Source organism: Nocardia wallacei (assembly GCF_029869545.1).
In the GTDB taxonomy this organism is placed as follows: Bacteria; Actinomycetota; Actinomycetes; order Mycobacteriales; family Mycobacteriaceae; genus Nocardia; species Nocardia wallacei_A.
The window spans coordinates 17,843-32,824 of record NZ_JARWQD010000313.1 but is presented as its reverse complement, the minus strand read 5'-3'; the positions used below and the strand labels follow the sequence as shown (position 1 = coordinate 32,824).

11 protein-coding genes, 1 pseudogene and 1 riboswitch are annotated in these 14,982 nt (G+C 70.1%); of the genes and pseudogenes, 6 read left to right on the top strand and 6 right to left on the bottom strand.

The genetic code is table 11. The features are described from left to right. The first annotated feature begins 132 nt into the window (after nucleotides 1-132). A riboswitch (SAM riboswitch) is annotated at nucleotides 133-243 on the top strand. A 144-nt stretch (nucleotides 244-387) separates the two neighbouring features. Continuing rightward, nucleotides 388-1,545, top strand: a complete 1,158-nt coding sequence (metX, locus tag QH290_RS28480; RefSeq protein WP_280386258.1) for a homoserine O-acetyltransferase MetX — start codon at nucleotides 388-390, stop codon at nucleotides 1,543-1,545. A gap of 808 nt (nucleotides 1,546-2,353) precedes the next feature. Beyond that, nucleotides 2,354-3,298 (top strand): EamA family transporter, encoded by a 945-nt coding sequence (locus QH290_RS28475; protein WP_280386256.1) that lies wholly within the window; start codon nucleotides 2,354-2,356, stop codon nucleotides 3,296-3,298. 37 nt (nucleotides 3,299-3,335) lie between these two features. Here the strand turns inward: QH290_RS28475 and QH290_RS28470 are convergent, their stop codons facing one another. After that, nucleotides 3,336-3,581 (bottom strand): DUF3017 domain-containing protein, encoded by a 246-nt coding sequence (locus QH290_RS28470; protein ID WP_280261957.1) that lies wholly within the window; start codon nucleotides 3,579-3,581, stop codon nucleotides 3,336-3,338. A 122-nt stretch (nucleotides 3,582-3,703) separates the two neighbouring features. On the opposite strand from QH290_RS28470, the gene QH290_RS28465 reads away from it, so the two are divergent. Further along, nucleotides 3,704-4,180 carry a tRNA (cytidine(34)-2'-O)-methyltransferase gene (locus QH290_RS28465; RefSeq protein WP_425303659.1) on the top strand — a complete coding sequence of 159 codons (477 nt, stop codon included), beginning with the start codon at nucleotides 3,704-3,706 and terminating at the stop codon, nucleotides 4,178-4,180. An 84-nt stretch (nucleotides 4,181-4,264) separates the two neighbouring features. On the opposite strand, the gene QH290_RS28460 is transcribed toward QH290_RS28465, so the two are convergent. From QH290_RS28460 to QH290_RS28440, 5 genes are all read right to left on the bottom strand, one after another. Next, the gene (locus QH290_RS28460) at nucleotides 4,265-5,275 is read right to left on the bottom strand and encodes a DUF4349 domain-containing protein (RefSeq protein ID WP_280386254.1); all 1,011 of its coding nucleotides are present in this window, start codon (nucleotides 5,273-5,275) and stop codon (nucleotides 4,265-4,267) included. Then, nucleotides 5,272-6,570, bottom strand: a complete 1,299-nt coding sequence (locus tag QH290_RS28455; RefSeq protein WP_280386252.1) for a hypothetical protein — start codon at nucleotides 6,568-6,570, stop codon at nucleotides 5,272-5,274. The genes QH290_RS28460 and QH290_RS28455 overlap by 4 nt, the downstream gene beginning before the upstream one ends. Further along, entirely contained in the window at nucleotides 6,567-8,105 is a 1,539-nt protein-coding gene (locus QH290_RS28450) for a glycoside hydrolase family 19 protein (protein ID WP_280386250.1), read from the bottom strand. The genes QH290_RS28455 and QH290_RS28450 overlap by 4 nt, the downstream gene beginning before the upstream one ends. 20 nt (nucleotides 8,106-8,125) lie before the next feature. Continuing rightward, complete coding sequence (locus QH290_RS28445) at nucleotides 8,126-8,437, bottom strand: hypothetical protein (protein ID WP_280261941.1); 312 nt, start codon at nucleotides 8,435-8,437, stop codon at nucleotides 8,126-8,128. Nucleotides 8,438-8,610: 173 nt separating this feature from the next. Then, a complete protein-coding gene (locus QH290_RS28440) occupies nucleotides 8,611-11,967 on the bottom strand; it encodes an error-prone DNA polymerase (RefSeq protein WP_280386248.1) in 3,357 nt (1,118 codons plus the stop codon). Nucleotides 11,968-12,174: 207 nt separating this feature from the next. Between QH290_RS28440 and QH290_RS28435 the strand changes: the two are divergent. The 3 genes and pseudogenes from QH290_RS28435 to QH290_RS28425 form a co-directional block, all read left to right on the top strand. Continuing rightward, a pseudogene (locus QH290_RS28435) lies at nucleotides 12,175-13,095 on the top strand (SDR family NAD(P)-dependent oxidoreductase); the annotation flags it as partial. A gap of 101 nt (nucleotides 13,096-13,196) precedes the next feature. Then, the gene (locus QH290_RS28430; RefSeq protein ID WP_280386246.1) at nucleotides 13,197-14,090 is read left to right on the top strand and encodes an alpha/beta fold hydrolase; all 894 of its coding nucleotides are present in this window, start codon (nucleotides 13,197-13,199) and stop codon (nucleotides 14,088-14,090) included. 150 nt (nucleotides 14,091-14,240) lie between these two features. Then, the gene (locus QH290_RS28425) at nucleotides 14,241-14,972 is read left to right on the top strand and encodes a MerR family transcriptional regulator (RefSeq protein ID WP_280261937.1); all 732 of its coding nucleotides are present in this window, start codon (nucleotides 14,241-14,243) and stop codon (nucleotides 14,970-14,972) included. The last annotated feature ends 10 nt before the right edge of the window (nucleotides 14,973-14,982 follow it).

Below are 14,982 nucleotides of genomic sequence, written 5' to 3'. Positions count from 1 at the left end.
CGTACTGGTGCGCTGGGTCTCACTTCCAGGGGCCGTCCCATTGAGAGATCGCGCTGTGAGTAATCAGACAGGCGCGGGAGCGCCGACCCTCCCCTGGCCCGTCCCGCGGGTGATCGGTTACCATCCAAATCAGGTCATGAGTGCCAGCGCGAAGCCCCGGCTTGCTGGCCGGCAACCCTCCAGTTGCGGTGGGGTGCTCCGGGTGATGACCCGGCCCTCGAGAGCCGAGGGCAAGCGCGACATTCTGGAGTAGAACATGAGCGACCCGACCGCGTCCGCGAAGTGCACGGACCCGTCAGAGTTGCACGGACGTGCCGATAACATCGGGGATGTGCGTTCCCTTGTCATCCACCCGGTGCCCGCGGCGCCCGGGAAGCAGGCGGCACGGTGACCGTGGGCGTCGAACCGAGCACCGCGGCCGTCGCGGCACAGCTGCTGCCACTCCCTGATGGACGACTCGGCACCATCGCCATCGGAGGCGTGCGGCTCGAGAGCGGCGCGGTGGTTCCCGACGTCGAGCTGGCCGTGCAGCGCTGGGGCGAGCTGTCGCCCGCGCTGGACAACATCGTGCTGGTCGAGCACGCGCTCACCGGGGATTCACACGTGGTCGGCGGGCCCGACGAACTGCATTCGCTGCCGGGCTGGTGGGACGGCATCGTGGGTCCGGGCGCCGCGCTGGACACCGACGAATGGTGCGTGATCGCCACCAATGTGCTCGGCGGCTGTAAGGGCAGCACCGGGCCCTCCTCCCCCGCCCCCGACGGAAAGCCTTGGGGCGCACGGTTTCCCGAGATCTCGATTCGCGACCAGGTGACCGCCGAGGTGGCGCTGTGCGACCTGCTGGGCATCGAGCGGCTCGCCGCGGTCGTCGGCGGGTCCATGGGCGGCATGCGGGTGCTGGAGTGGATGGCCGGTCATCCGCAGCGGGTGGAGGCCGCGCTGGTGCTGGCCGTCGGCGCGCGCGCCACCGCCGATCAGATCGGCACCCAGACCACCCAGATCGCGGCCATCCGGGCCGATCCGGACTGGCAGGGCGGCAACTATCACGGCACCGGACGGGCGCCGACCGCCGGGCTGGGGATCGCGCGCCGCATCGCGCACCTGAGCTATCGCACCGAATTCGAGCTGGACCACCGCTTCGAGAACCATGCGCAGGGCGACGAGGACCCCCGCGACGGCGGCCGCTACGCGGTGCAGAGCTACCTGGAGTATCAGGCGAAGAAGCTGGTGGGGCGCTTCGACGCCGCCACCTACGTGCTGCTGACCGAGGCGATGAACCGGCACGACGTGGGCCGCGGGCGCGGCGGGATCGAGGCGGCGCTGTCCGCCACCCCCGTGCCGTGCATCGTCGGCGGCGTCGACTCCGACCGGCTCTACCCGCTGCGCACCCAGCAGGAGCTGGCCGATCTGCTGCCCGGCTGCAAGGGTCTCGAGATCGTGCACTCGCGCGACGGGCACGACGGCTTCCTCACCGAGACCGAGGCGGTCGGCAAGCTGCTGACGGAGACGATGGAGCTGGTGCGATCGGGGCGAGCCGGGCGCTGAGCGTCATGCCCGGCGCCGCGCCGCGATGCCGGGGATCACAGCCCGCGAGGCAATCCGCCACGCGGTGAACGCTATTCAGCAATGAGCCCGTTAACAAACCGTTGCTCTGGCTATCTACCTTTTCCTTCGTGAGATACGGTTACCCCGTGGGACACGGTTGCACTGAGCCTCGGCCGCCGCGCGAATACCTCGCGGCCGCAAGGCATTTCGTTCCTCGTAACGTGCCGGAGCCGGGCCCGGTCTGAGCCGTCCGCACGGTGCGGGTATTCATTCCTCCCCGCCTCGTACTTCCGGCACACTCAGCCTGCCCTGCTCCGGCGCACTCATTCCGCTCCTACCTCCGACCCACTCATTCCGCCTCCGCATTCCGGCGTGCTTTTGGCCGGAATCTCCCGGACCGCACGAGGATCCCGGCCAAAAACGCGCCGGGAAACGAGTGGTGAGGCGCCGGGAAACGAGTGGTGAGGAACGCCGGGAACGAGTGGTGAGGAACGCCGGGAACGAGTGGTGAGGAACGCCGGGAAACGAGTGGTGAGACGCGCCGGAAACAGTGGTGAGGAACGCCCGAAACCAGTGGTGAGACGCGCCGGAAACCAGTGGTGAGGAACGCCGGGAAACGAGTGGTGAGACGCGCCGGAAACAGTGGTGAGGAACGCCCCGCAACCAGTGGCGAGGAACACCGGAAATGGAGGTATGGAGGTACACCATTTCCCTTTGTTCCCATTGCAGCACAACGTAATTCATAGTGGTGGCTGCCCCCGCCGGGCGAGGTCCGGTCGGTGGGGCGTGCCGCCGGAACGGAGTACTCGTGGCCGTCACCTCGGCCGATCAGCTTCCCTTACGGGCCCTGCCGACGCGCGTGTTCGCGACCGTGCCCGCGCCGATGCTGGTGCTCGGCAGCATGGTCGGCATTCAGCTCGGCTCCGCCGTCGCCAAATACCTGCTCGAGCTGACCGGCGCCACCACCGCCGCCGGTGTGCGGTTGCTGCTCGCTGGGCTCATCGCGCTGCTGGTGTGGCGGCCCGCCCTGCGCGTGGACCGGCGCGCGCTCCCCGCCATCGCCGGATTCGGCGCGGCCATCGCGGGGATGAACCTCTGCTTCTACGCGGCGATCGACCGCATTCCGCTGGGCATGGCGGTCACCATCGAGTTCCTCGGACCGCTGACGGTCGCGCTGGCGAGTTCGCGCCGGCGACTGGACGCGATGTGGGTGGTGCTGGCCGGGGCCGGTGTCGTGCTGCTGATGCGGTCCGGCGGGCCGGTGTCGTGGACCGGTGTGCTGTTCGCGGTCGCGGCCGGGATCGGCTGGGGCAGCTATGTGGCCTGCAGCGCGGTGCTGGGCGAACGCACCAGCGACAGCGACGGTCTCGCGCTGGCGATGGCGTTCGGCGGGCTGATGGCGCTGCCGTTCGTGGTCGCCGATGCCGGTGCGCTGCTGGCCGATCCGCTGCTGCCGCTGTGCGCGCTCGGTGTCGCCGTGCTCTCCTCACTCGTCCCGCATCTGGTCGAGCTCGAGGCGCTGCGGCGCATGCCCACCTCGACCTTCGGCGTGCTGATGAGCGCGGAACCGGCCGTGGCCGCGGGCATCGGATTCCTGCTGCTGGGCGAGGAGCTGCGGGTCGCGCAGTGGGCGGGGATCGGGCTGGTGGTGCTGGCGACGGTCGGTTCGACCCGGACGTCGCGAGAGGCGGACGCACCGCCACCGACCGCCGACCTGCGGCCGGAACCCGCGCTGGCGCACGCGCGCGACTGACTCCGGCCGCTCGGCGCCGACGGCGCTCGCGGCGCCCTCAGCCGACGCCGAGGGTGTTGATGGTGGCGGCCAGCGTGATGATGGCGGCGCCCAGCACGGTGTAGGCGCCGACGTCGAACGGCTTGCTGCGGACCGCGAGCAGGCCCACCCGGGCGGTCGGCAGGGACAACCGCAGCGCCGCCGCCAGCACCGTCGCGCCGCCGATCACGAACGCGCCGCGACGCCAGCGATCCTGCGCCACGAACACCACCGCCACCAGCAGCACCGCCACCACGAGCAGCATCGGCAGGTGGGTGTGGAAGAACCGGCCTGCCGGGCTGGGGTGCGGCGCGGGAGTCGCGGGGGCTTCGGTCACGCCCCGATTCTTACATTGCCGCGTCGCACGGTGCAGATGTGGCATGAGGCATGCTGGTGGCCGTGCTCCATGTCGTGTTCTTCGAGCCTCGGATTCCCCCCAATACCGGCAACGCGATCCGGCTGGCGGCCGGCACCGGCTGTCAGCTGCACCTGATCGAGCCGCTGGGATTCGACCTGTCCGAACCCAAGCTGCGTCGGGCGGGGCTGGACTACCACGATCTGGCGTCGGTGACCGTGCACGGCAGCCTCGCCGCCGCATGGGAATCCCTGCGGCCCGAACGGGTTTTCGCGTTCACGACCCGAGCCGGTACGCGCAATACCGATATCGCGTACCGCAAGGGAGACGTGCTGCTGTTCGGGCCCGAACCGACCGGGCTGCCCGAGGAGGTGCTCGGCGACGCCCACATCACCGATCAGGTGCGCATCCCCATGCTGCCGGGTCGGCGCTCGATGAACCTGTCCAATGCCGCGGCGGTGGCGGTGTACGAGGCGTGGCGGCAGCTGGGGTTTCCCGGGGCGGTGTGAACCGGGGCGGGTCAGGCGTCGATCTCGGATCGCTTGAACCGGGAGGTGGCGCCCGCTGTCAGGCGTGGGGGACATGGTGTGTTCCTACTCCGCACCACCAGGTTTCTCCGATTCGTCGCGCTCGTCGGAGCTGGCAGATTCGGTGCCGTTGTCCGCGCTGCTGTTGGCTGCGTGAGTCTCTGCGGGCGCTGATTCTGTTGGGGTGGAGGGGTTTTCGGGCTTCGGCGGCTCGGGGGCGGGGGCCTGGGCCGGGCGGCGGCGAGCTCGTACGATGCGACGGATGGCCCAGGCCAGGGCGGCCAGGATTGCCAGGAAGCCGAGCCATGGGATGGCGCCGCCGGTCGACTTCAGGGCGTCCAGGAGTGCATGCCAGCCGTCGACGATTCGGGTCCAGTAGTTGTCGGGCCGCGACCCCGGCGGCTCGTCGGTGTCGAGTTCGATGGTGAGGGTGGACAGGGCCACCTCGTCGTCCAGCTGGCGCTTGCGGGCGGTGAGGCTGTCGAGCTCGCCCTGCCGGCTCGACAGCGCGTTCTCGGCGGCGATCAGGTCGGCGGTGGTGGCGGCACCGGCGACCAGCGCCCGCAACCGGTCGACCGACGCCTGCAGGGCCTTGATCCGCGCGTCGAGGTCCTGCCACTGCATGGTCACGTCTTCGCGCTGGGTGGAGACGCTGGTGACCTCCCCGACTCCGCCCAAGCCCTCGATGAACTCGTCGGTCTTGTCCGCGGGCAGCCGGACGGTCAGCGTGGCATGGGGTTCGGTGGTGTCGGTGCCGGGCTGCTCGGAACGGGCGTCCACGCGTCCGTTCGCGGCCCGCACCCGGTCGGCGACCTCGGTGGCGCCGCCGATCGGGTCGTCGGTGGTGATGTCGACGCTGCCGGTGACGACCTCCTTGCGCTCGGCCGTCACCTCCGTGGAGTCGTCCTGTCGATTCGGGCTCATCGGCCCCTGCTCGCGTAGCGGCGCCGCGGGTGCCGTCGCCGCGCGTCCGTCGCTCTTGGACAGTCCGTCGGCGGCATCCTGCTTGTCCGAGCCGCATCCGGCGAGCAGTGCGAGCGTCAGCAGACCGGCCGACAGAACCGCCACTTTTCTCATGGGACGCAGCGTAGCCACCGATCGCATGTTTCACCCGCCTTCCGCAGGCCCGGCGGCATCCGCGGCCCGAGGGGCTCCGGGCGGGCACGCGGCAGGCGCAGGTCGACCACCTCGTGGTCGAGGACACGCATCTCGGAATCGGCGAACAGTAGCAGATCGCCACTGTGAACGGCATGGACCCGGCCGGGGGCGACGCGGCGGATCTCCAGCGTGACCGCCGGTGCGAGCGCCGCGTGCCGGATCGTGTCGTCGCCGCCGTGCCGATCCCAGCGGGCGCCCGGCGCGGTCCAGACGGCCGTCGCGAGGAGCCGATCCGGCGAATTCGGCTGCCAGAACAGGCCCGTGGCGGTCGGCACCATCTCGGCCCAGCGCAGGTCGACAAGCTCCGAACAGCCGGTCAGCGCGGGCGGATAGAGGATCTCGAGCCTGCCCTGCGCAAGCTCGATGCGGACCAGACGCGCTGTGCCACAGGAGTTTCCGTCGCGGACATAGCCGCCCAGCACCAGCTCTCCACCGTCCGGGCGCAGGGCGGCCGTGCCGATGGCGGTGTTGATTTCGTCCACGCGACCCAGCGGCCGCGCCGTGCCCGTGGCCACTTCCACGGCGGTCAGGTGGTTGATGCCCCAGGCCACGCGGGGTGGTGCCTCCACCCTGCCGAGGATCAGCGTGCGGCCGTCGGCGGCGAGCAGCCTCGGGCTCGACAGCGTGTTGCCCGGCGCGATGGGAGGAACCGGCGGCGGCAGTGAAACAGGGGTGCGCACCGTGGGATTCGGGCTTCGGAGATCGGCCTGCACGAAATGATCCGGCCCCTCCCACCAGCCGACGACGGCATCGTGCAGCGGGAAGACCCGTTCGCACCGGCACGGCACCCGATGCGGTAGGCCGATGCCGCCGGGTACCGCTATCGCGGTCAGCTCACCGGTGTCGTCGACCGCGTAGACGTGTGAATCGTCGTGTGTGAACCCGAGATCGATGTAGTTGCCCGAGTGTCGTGCGATGACCCGCTGTGCCGTGGCCAGCACCAGCTCCGACCGCGTGCGGTATACGAACGGGCGGTCGCCCGCGCTACTCTCCGCTGCCACAGTGGGTTTCGGCGCCGACGAGCCGGGAATGCCACCGGCACAACCGGATGCGATCAACGCCCAGATCAACGCCGCCAGGACAATGGTCGAGCGACGGCCCGACGCGATACTGCCGCGCTGCTCGGAGACACCGGGGCACTCGCATCGATCGGCACGAGCAATGTTCGCCGACCGCCCCGCGCGGGTGTCGCCCAGGGCGGCGCGGGCGCTCATCCGAGCACCGCCAACGCTCGGCGGAAGTACTCCTCGCGCGCGGCCAGGCCGTTGTAGCCGCCGTTGACGGCCTGCGTGACGGCGGCGAAATCGCCCATGTCGGCGAGGGCATTGATATCGCGGGAGGTCCAGTACCACTGGGCAATCCGGAATCCGATATCCGGAGCGGCCGCGAGTTCCGGATTGCCCTCGAGGTCGAGGCCCAGCGCCTCGCCCGCCGCCCGGTAGTTGGCCCGGCCGGTCAGCTGGATGGGGCCGCTGCCGTGGTATCGGGGACCGTCGCCCGGCTCGGTGTTCCCGGCGGCGGTATTCGGCTGCCCCGGGTCGTACTGGCTGAAATAGTCGTCGTCGCCCAGCTCTTCGAAGTAGCGGAGCTGGCAGCTCTCGTGGGCCAGCTGTGCCAGGAATGCGGCCTGCCGCGGCGGCGTGGTGATCTGGCCCTCGGCCATGGCGGTATTGAGCGCGGGCAGGTACTCCTGCGCCCGGTCCAGAGGCAGGTCGGGCATGATCGCGACGAGCTGCTCGGCGGTGATGGCACCCGGTGGCGGCTCGACCACGGCCAGCGGCTGCGGAACCGGTATCGAGGCCACGGCACCGGTATCGGGTTCGCCCTGGTGGGCGTCCGCGATCGGGCCCCGCGGGACAGGGGCCACCGAACCGACCTGGCCGTCGTGAGCAGAAGTCGCCGACCCCGTTGCCGCCGCGTGTGTTTCGGTGAAGTTCGCGGCGCCCGGAAGCGCTGGTGTGGGCTCGGTGTACTCCCCTGCGGTGACGGCCGTGCCGAGGCCGCTCGCCAGCACGCCCGGTCCGCTCCCCGCCGCGAACGAGTCGGTGGTCGGGTCTCCCGGGACACTCCCCTCCCTGGTCGAGCCGGTGTCCGGTCCCCCAGGGCCGCTCTCCACCCTGGTCGAGTCGGTGGTCGGCGGCCCCTCACCAGGACGGGGCGGAGGTGTCCCGGTGTCGGTTGTCGGCGTATCCCCGGGCCGATCAGGTCCACCGGAATCCTGCGCGGCTGGGGTCGGGCCGCCCGTCAGGAGGGCTCCCAAGCCGTCCAGAAGCAGCCGGGGGAAGTCGAAAGCTTTTGCCAATTCGGTTATTTCGGTGCCGACCGCCGCGATCGCCGCGCGGCCCCGCTGGTCGGCGCGCTCGACCGCGGCCACGGCCTCGGTGATGACCTCGGCCCAGTCCTGTGCGGTCTCACCGGCCGTGACCGACCAGTCGTCGGCGACCCGGCAGCCCGCGGCTTCGGCGTCTGCCACGTAATCGAGCAGGGCCAGCGCCGTGTAGTGCAGGTCCGACAGTGCCCGCGCACCGGCCTCCCGCAGGCGCTCGGCATGCTGGCACAACACCTGGTGGTGCCGGTAGGCGGCATCGACGTGGGCGAGCACCGCGTCATAGGCCAGGCCCTGCCAGCCGTCGCCGTCGAGCCGGTGGCAGGCGTCGCGCACGGTGGCCGACAGGGTCTCCAGATCCTCGATGCGCCGGTCGAGTTCGGCGCACAGCAGATCCGCCGCCTCCAGCGCACGCCACCGCATCACTACCGGCCGCGGCGGGATCATATGCGGGCCGCCGAACGCTCGAGGCCGGCGGCGTGGCAGCGATCGATCGCGGCGAATGCCTCGGCGGCCTGCTCGGTATGCTCGGCGAGACGCCGGAAGCACTCGACGCTGCGCCGCACGATATCGATGGCGGCACCGGCCGATTCGCACCACTGCGGAGCGGTCTCGCTCTGCGGAATCAGGTCCGCGATCGTCGCGACCGCCTCGGCCGCCGTATCGAAGACCGCGCAGATGTCCCGAAATACCTGCAGCGCAACGATTCCGAACCGCAGCACCGCATCCGTATCGACAACACACGAACCGGACATGCACCCCCCTTTGCCGTCACTTCCTCCGTCCGCCGCCACGGTATCCACGCCCATCCGCACCTGTCACGGCCCCGCGAGTCCTCGCACCCCTTGCCCGTTCCCGCACCCCTTGCAGGGGCATGAACAGGGTGCGGGAGCACGCAAGGCGTGCGGGAATATGGACGGGAGCGGGCTCAGCGGAAATCGCGGGACTTGGAGGCTACTCGCAGGTCCAGGCGTTGGAGGTGTTCGGCGACTACGCTGACCGCGCCCTCGGCGTTCTGCACCCGGCCGCGGATCAGCAGGGCGGAGGCGCCCTGCGCGATGCGGCGGTAGCGGCGCCACAGGCCCACCGAGCAGACCACATTCACCATGCCCGTCTCGTCCTCGAGATTGACGAAGGTGACGCCCGCGGCCGTCGCGGGCCGCTGCCGATGCGTAACCGCGCCCCCGACAAGCACTTTCGAACCATCGGGCACCTGAGACAACCGCGCCGCGGGGAGCGCACCGAGCGAATCCAGGTGCGAGCGCAGGAATTCGGTCGGATAGCTGCCCGGCGATACTCCGCTCGCCCAGACGTCGGAGGCCGCCAGCTCCAGCTCGCTCATCCCGGGCAGCGCGGGGGCGGCGGTGGTGGCGCCCGTGCCGGGCAGCCGGTCGGCGCGTTCCCCCGCCGCCGCACCCGCCGCCCACAGCGCCTGTCGCCGAGTGATTCCGAGGCTGTCCAGCGCACCCGCCGTGGCCAGCGACTCCGCCTGCGGCACAGTGAGTTCCACGCGCCCGGTCAGATCCAGGAACGAGGTGTAGGGAGCGGATCCCCGTGCGGCGACGATCTTTTCGGCCAGATCGTCGCCGATGTGCCGGATCGCGGCCAGCCCGAGCCGCACCTGCGTACCGCGCCGCTCCAGCGTGGCTCCGGCACGGCTGTGGTTGATGTCCGGTCCGTGCACCACCACTGCGTGCCGACGGGCGTCGGCGACCAGCGACTGCGGCGAATAGAACCCCATCGGCTGCGCGTTCAACAGGCCCGCGCAGAACGCCGCCGGATGATGCAGCTTGAACCAGGCCGAATAGAACACCAACGAGGCGAAGCTCTGCGAATGACTTTCCGGGAAGCCGAAATTCGCGAACGCGTACACCTTCTCGTAGACGCGATCGGCCAATTCCCCTGTGATACCGTGTAATTCGCGCATGCCCTCGTAGAAGCGCTCACGCAGCCGCTCCATCCGCTCCGTGGAGCGCTTGGATCCCATCGCCCGGCGCAGCTGATCCGCCTCCACCGCGCTGAACCCGGCCACATCGACCGCCATCTGCATCAGCTGCTCCTGAAACAGCGGCACACCCAGCGTGCGTGACAGCGAATTACGCAGGGCCTCATGGTCGTAGACGACCTCCTCGCTGCCGTTGCGGCGCCGGATATAGGGGTGCACCGACCCGCCCTGGATGGGGCCGGGTCGGATCAGCGCCACCTCCACGACCAGGTCGTAGAATTCGCGCGGCCGCAGCCGCGGCAGGGTGGCCATCTGGGCCCGCGACTCCACCTGGAACACCCCCACCGAGTCGGCGCGACACAGCATGTCGTAGACCGCGCGCTCCTGCAGGTCCAGCTTGTGCAGTTCGATGAGTTCGCCGGTGTGCTCGTGCACCAGATCGATCATGTAGTGCAGCGCCGACAGCATGCCCAGGCCGAGCAGATCGAACTTCACCAGCCCCGCCGCGGCGCAATCGTCCTTGTCCCACTGCAATACGCTGCGGCCGGGCATGCGCGCCCACTCCACCGGGCACACGTCGGCGACGGGGCGGTCACAGATCACCATGCCACCGGAGTGGATGCCCAGATGCCGCGGCAGGCCCTCGATCTCGCCCGCCAGGGCCAGCACCTCGCCGGGGATATCGGTGTGCGTCTCCTCCGCCACACCGGTCCAGCGGTTGACCTGTTTGCTCCACGCGTCCTGCTGCCCCGGCGAAAAGCCCAGCGCCCGAGCGGCATCGCGCACCGCCGACTTGCCGCGATAGGTGATGACGTTGGCCACCTGGGCGGCGTACTCGCGGCCGTACTTGGTGTAGACGTGCTGGATGGCCTCCTCGCGGCGATCGGATTCGATATCGATGTCGATATCGGGCGGGCCGTCGCGCTCCGGCGACAGAAAGCGCTCGAACAGCAGGTTGTTGGCCACCGGGTCGACGTTGGTGATGCCGATCGCGTAGCAGACCGCGGAGTTGGCCGCCGAGCCCCGGCCCTGGCACAGGATGCCGTTGTCTCTGCAGAAGGCGACGATGTCGTGCACCACCAGGAAGTAGCCGTGGAAACGCATGCGCTCGATGATCCCCAGTTCGTATTCGATCTGGCTGTACGCCTTGGCGTTTCCCTCCCGGGGGCCGTATCGCCGGGCGGCGCCTTCGAGGGCCAGTTTGCGCAGCCACGAGTCCTCGTCGTGTCCGGGCGGGACGTCGAACGGGGGCAGCTGGGGTGCGATGAGCTTCAGGTCGAAGGCGCATTCCCGGGCCAGCGCAACGGCATTGGGCACCGCCCGCGGGCAGGCCGCGAACAGCCGTGCCATCTCGGCGCCCGACCGCAGGTGCGCGCCTCCGGCGGGAGCCAGCCAACCGGCCATCTCGTCCAGGCTCTGCCGTGCCCGGATCGCCGCCAGTACCATCGCGCGACGGCGCTGCGCCGGAGCGGCGAAATGCGCTGCGGTGGTGGCGATCACGGGCAACCCCGCCCGGTCGGCGAGGGCGACCAGCCGAGCGTTGCGTTCGTCGTCCTCGGGAATGCCGTGGTGGGTGAGTTCCACGGTCACCCGATCCGAGCCGAAGCGCTCCACCAGTTCGCGCAGCGCCGCCGTTGCCGCCGCGTCACCGTGCCGCAGGGCTTGGCGCACAGGGCCTTTGCGACATCCGGTGAGAATCTGCCAGTGCCCGCCCGCGGCCTCGGTGAGCCGGTCCAGGTCGTAGCGCAGAATTCCCTTCTCCCCCGCCGCCATGTGGGCGGCCGAAATCTCCCGCGACAGACGGCGATAACCTTCCTGCCCACGCGCCAGCACCAATAGGTGCGGCCCCGCGGGATCCGGGGCCCCCGCACGCGGTTCGGAATCGACGGGCACGGCATCCTCGCCCCGACCGGAAGCAGACCGGGATGACGAAAGCAGGCCCCCTGCCGGAGAATCCGGCTCGCCCAGGGACAGCTCGGCGCCGAATACCGTCGGCATTCCCCACTCCCGCGCCGCCTCGGCGAACCGCACCACCCCGTACAACCCGTCGTGGTCGGTGAGCGCGAGCGCCTCCAACCCCAGCCGCACCGCCTCCTCCACCAGATCCTCCGGCTGGGCGGCGCCGTCGAGGAAGCTGTAGGCGGAGTGCGCGTGCAGCTCCGCGTACGGCACCACCGGCGCATCGGACCGCGGACGCGGCCCCGCCCGATACTTGCCGCGCTTGTGCGACCAGGCCGGGCTGTCGCCGCCGTCCCCGGGCGGATCGTCGGCGCGGCCGGGCCGCCCGGACAGCACCCGCTCCATCTCCGCCCACGTCGGCGGGCCGTTACCCCAGCCCATACACACCTCCGGCAAACCGATCAGTCTCAGTTTACTCGAACATACATTCGACACCGAGCATGGCCACTGGCGGCGTAACTTACTATGGAGTAAGTTCGAGTCGAATCGACGTGCAAGGGAGCAGCGATGACCGACAACCACGCAGGCGGCGGTCCCGTGGACGCCGTCGAACCGGGCTATCTGGCCCGTCGGCGCGCCCGCCGGGACCTGGCCGGTAAACATGTCCTGATCACCGGCGCGTCCTCCGGCATCGGCCGGGCTGCCGCCGTGGCCGCCGCCGAGAAGGGGGCGGTGCTGTTCCTACTGGCCCGCCGCGGCGACGAACTGTCCGCCGTGGTCGACGAGATCAGGGCCGCGGGCGGCCAGGCCTACGGCTACCAGTGCGATGTCACCGACTCCGAATCCGTCGAGCACACCGTCAAGACGATCCTCGACGAGCACGGCCACGTCGACATGCTGGTCAACAACGCCGGGCGGTCCATCCGCCGCGCCGTGCACCGCTCCACCGACCGGCTGCACGATTTCGAGCGCACCATGGCGGTGAACTACTTCGGCGCGGTGCGGATGACGCTGGCGCTGCTGCCGCAGATGCGCGAGCGCAAGTTCGGCCACATCGTCAACATCTCGAGCGCGGGCGTGCAGGTCGCTACTCCGCGCTTCGCCGCCTACCTGGCCTCCAAGGCCGCGCTCGACAAGTTCGCCGAGGTGACCGCGGCCGAAATGCTCGCCGACAACGTCACTTTCACCACCATCCACATGCCGCTGGTGCGCACCCCGATGATCGCGCCGAGCGGCAACCAGGGCCCGTCGGAGTCGCCCGAGTGGGCCGCGGCCACCGTCGTGCGGGCCCTCACCGAACGCCCCAAGCGCATCGACGTGCCGCTCGGCACGCTGGCCGAATACGGCACCCTGTTCACCCCGCGCCTGAAGGACCGCATCCTGCACCGCTACTACCGCGCGCTGCCGGATTCCGCCGCCGCCAAGGGCGAGATCCCCCAGGACGACGCCTCGGATACCGAAGCCCTTGTCCCCCAACGCGAACCCCGTCGCACTACCTCGGCCGCGGGCCGAGTGACCCGCACCGCCCTGCGCCGGGCCGCACGCCTGGTCCCCGGCACCTACTGGTGAGCGGGGTCGCACCGGCATCGAGGTGATGTCCGGGGCCGAGTTCGAGTGCTGCCACGCAGGGGGTTGACCCTGACGCAACGTCAGGGTTGGAGGCTTGTCGCATGACGAACGACATCACGTCCCCGCAGCGGCTCACGCCGCCGATCGGAGGGTTTCAGGAGATCGACGGCAGCCGAGTTTTCGTGCATCGCTCGGGTAGCGGCGGACCGGCCGTCGTGTTCCTGCCGGGTGCGAGTGCGGTAGGGCTGGACTATTTCGGTGTCCAGCAACAGGTTTCGCAGTTCACCACCGCCGTGGCGTACGACCGCGGCGGCACGGGTTACAGCGACCCGCTGGCGCTGCCGCGCACCGCCGCGGCGGTCGCCACGGAGCTGCGCGAGCTGTTGCGGGCCCAGAACATCGCCGCCCCTTATGTTCTCGCGGCGCATTCGCTCGGCGGGCTCTACGCGCATCGGTTCGCGCAGCTGTATCCACGGGACGTGGCGGGCATGGTCTGGCTGGACACCCTGCACCGCGACTGGGACGAGTTCGTGCCGCCCGCAGCGAGTTTCGCCGCGGTCGAGCGGATGGCGCCCGATCCGGAGCAGCTCCGGCAGATGCGCCCGGCCCTGCACGAGATACACGCCGAGCTGCTCGCGGACTACCCGGAGCACATCCGGCAACCTCTGCTCGAGGCCAAGATGAGCGATGAATGGATGCGAATCGGCATCGCCGAGCGCTCCGCCCTGACCGCCCTCGCCACCGAACTGCGCGCGGGGCCGGGCATTCCCGACGTCCCGGTGGTCGCGCTCACCGTGGCGGGCCGCGACCCCGCCCAGCCGGAGCTGACCTCGCGGGAGATGCTCGACGCCAAGACGAGAATGGATGCGGCCCTGGTCGGCGGGGTTTCACGCGGGGAACAGCGCATCCTCACCGACACCCTCCACCACCGGCTCTGCTTCGATCGCCCCGACGCCGTGGTCCAGGCGATCCGAGATGTCGTCGACCGGATCTGAATCCGCCCTAGGCTCGAGAAACAATCTGCTTCCCGAAGACCCGAGTATGAGCCCGCCTCCTACACTCGGCACAATCGTGCTTCCCGAAGACCCGAGTACGAGCCCCCTACACTCGGCACAATCTTGTTTCCCGAAGACCCGAGGAGGACGGTGCTGACGATCGGCCAGCTCGCGGCTGCTGCGGGCGTGACCGTGCGCACCGTTCGCCACTATCACCAGGTCGGCCTGTTACCGGAGCCCGAGCGCGACGCCTCCGGCTATCGCCGCTACGGCGCGCAGGCCGCGGTGGATCTGATCCGGATCAGGACCCTCGCCGACGCCGGTGTCCCGCTGGCCCGCATCGACGCGCTGCTGCACGCCCAACCGGCCGAATTCGACGCGGCCATCGCCGACATCGACGCCGAACTGCAGCGCAAGATCGACCGGCTCACCGAATACCGCGGCCGCATCGCCGACCTGGCCAGCGGTGAGAGCCTCGTGCTGCCGCCCGAGGTCGTCGCCCTCCTGAACCGGATGCGCGGCCTCGGCGTCAGCGAACGCCGGGTCCGACTCGAGCGCGACTCGTGGATCCTGCTGCAGGCGCTGGACCCGCGGGCCGTGCCGCAGCGCATCCGGGACAAGTCCGCGGGCCTCGACGACCCCGAGACGGTGCGCCTGTATCTCGCCTGCGACCGAGCGGTGGACTGGGATCCGAGCGATCCCCGCCTGGACCGGCTCATCGAGGATCTGGATGCCTGGGAGATCGCACACGAACGAGACGACACCCCGGAGAGCCTGCGGCTGATCTCGTCCCGGATCTCCGAGGCGTCACCGGCCTGGGAGCGCATCATCGACGCCCTCGCCCACCGCGCGGAGCGGCGCCGAGCCGGGCAGCGCAGCTGATATCGACGGA

What these genes read in the sequence shown, in the direction of transcription:
- QH290_RS28470 (WP_280261957.1), bottom strand. Translation starts at nt 3,581, where the DNA reads ATGCTGCTCGTGGTGGCGGTGCTGCTGGTGGCGGTGGTGTTCGTGGCG.
- QH290_RS28465 (WP_425303659.1), top strand. Translation starts at nt 3,704, where the DNA reads ATGCTGGTGGCCGTGCTCCATGTCGTGTTCTTCGAGCCTCGGATTCCC.
- QH290_RS28460 (WP_280386254.1), bottom strand. Translation starts at nt 5,275, where the DNA reads ATGAGAAAAGTGGCGGTTCTGTCGGCCGGTCTGCTGACGCTCGCACTG.
- QH290_RS28455 (WP_280386252.1), bottom strand. Translation starts at nt 6,570, where the DNA reads ATGAGCGCCCGCGCCGCCCTGGGCGACACCCGCGCGGGGCGGTCGGCG.
- QH290_RS28450 (WP_280386250.1), bottom strand. Translation starts at nt 8,105, where the DNA reads ATGCGGTGGCGTGCGCTGGAGGCGGCGGATCTGCTGTGCGCCGAACTC.
- QH290_RS28445 (WP_280261941.1), bottom strand. Translation starts at nt 8,437, where the DNA reads ATGTCCGGTTCGTGTGTTGTCGATACGGATGCGGTGCTGCGGTTCGGA.
- QH290_RS28440 (WP_280386248.1), bottom strand. Translation starts at nt 11,967, where the DNA reads ATGGGCTGGGGTAACGGCCCGCCGACGTGGGCGGAGATGGAGCGGGTG.
- QH290_RS28430 (WP_280386246.1), top strand. Translation starts at nt 13,197, where the DNA reads ATGACGAACGACATCACGTCCCCGCAGCGGCTCACGCCGCCGATCGGA.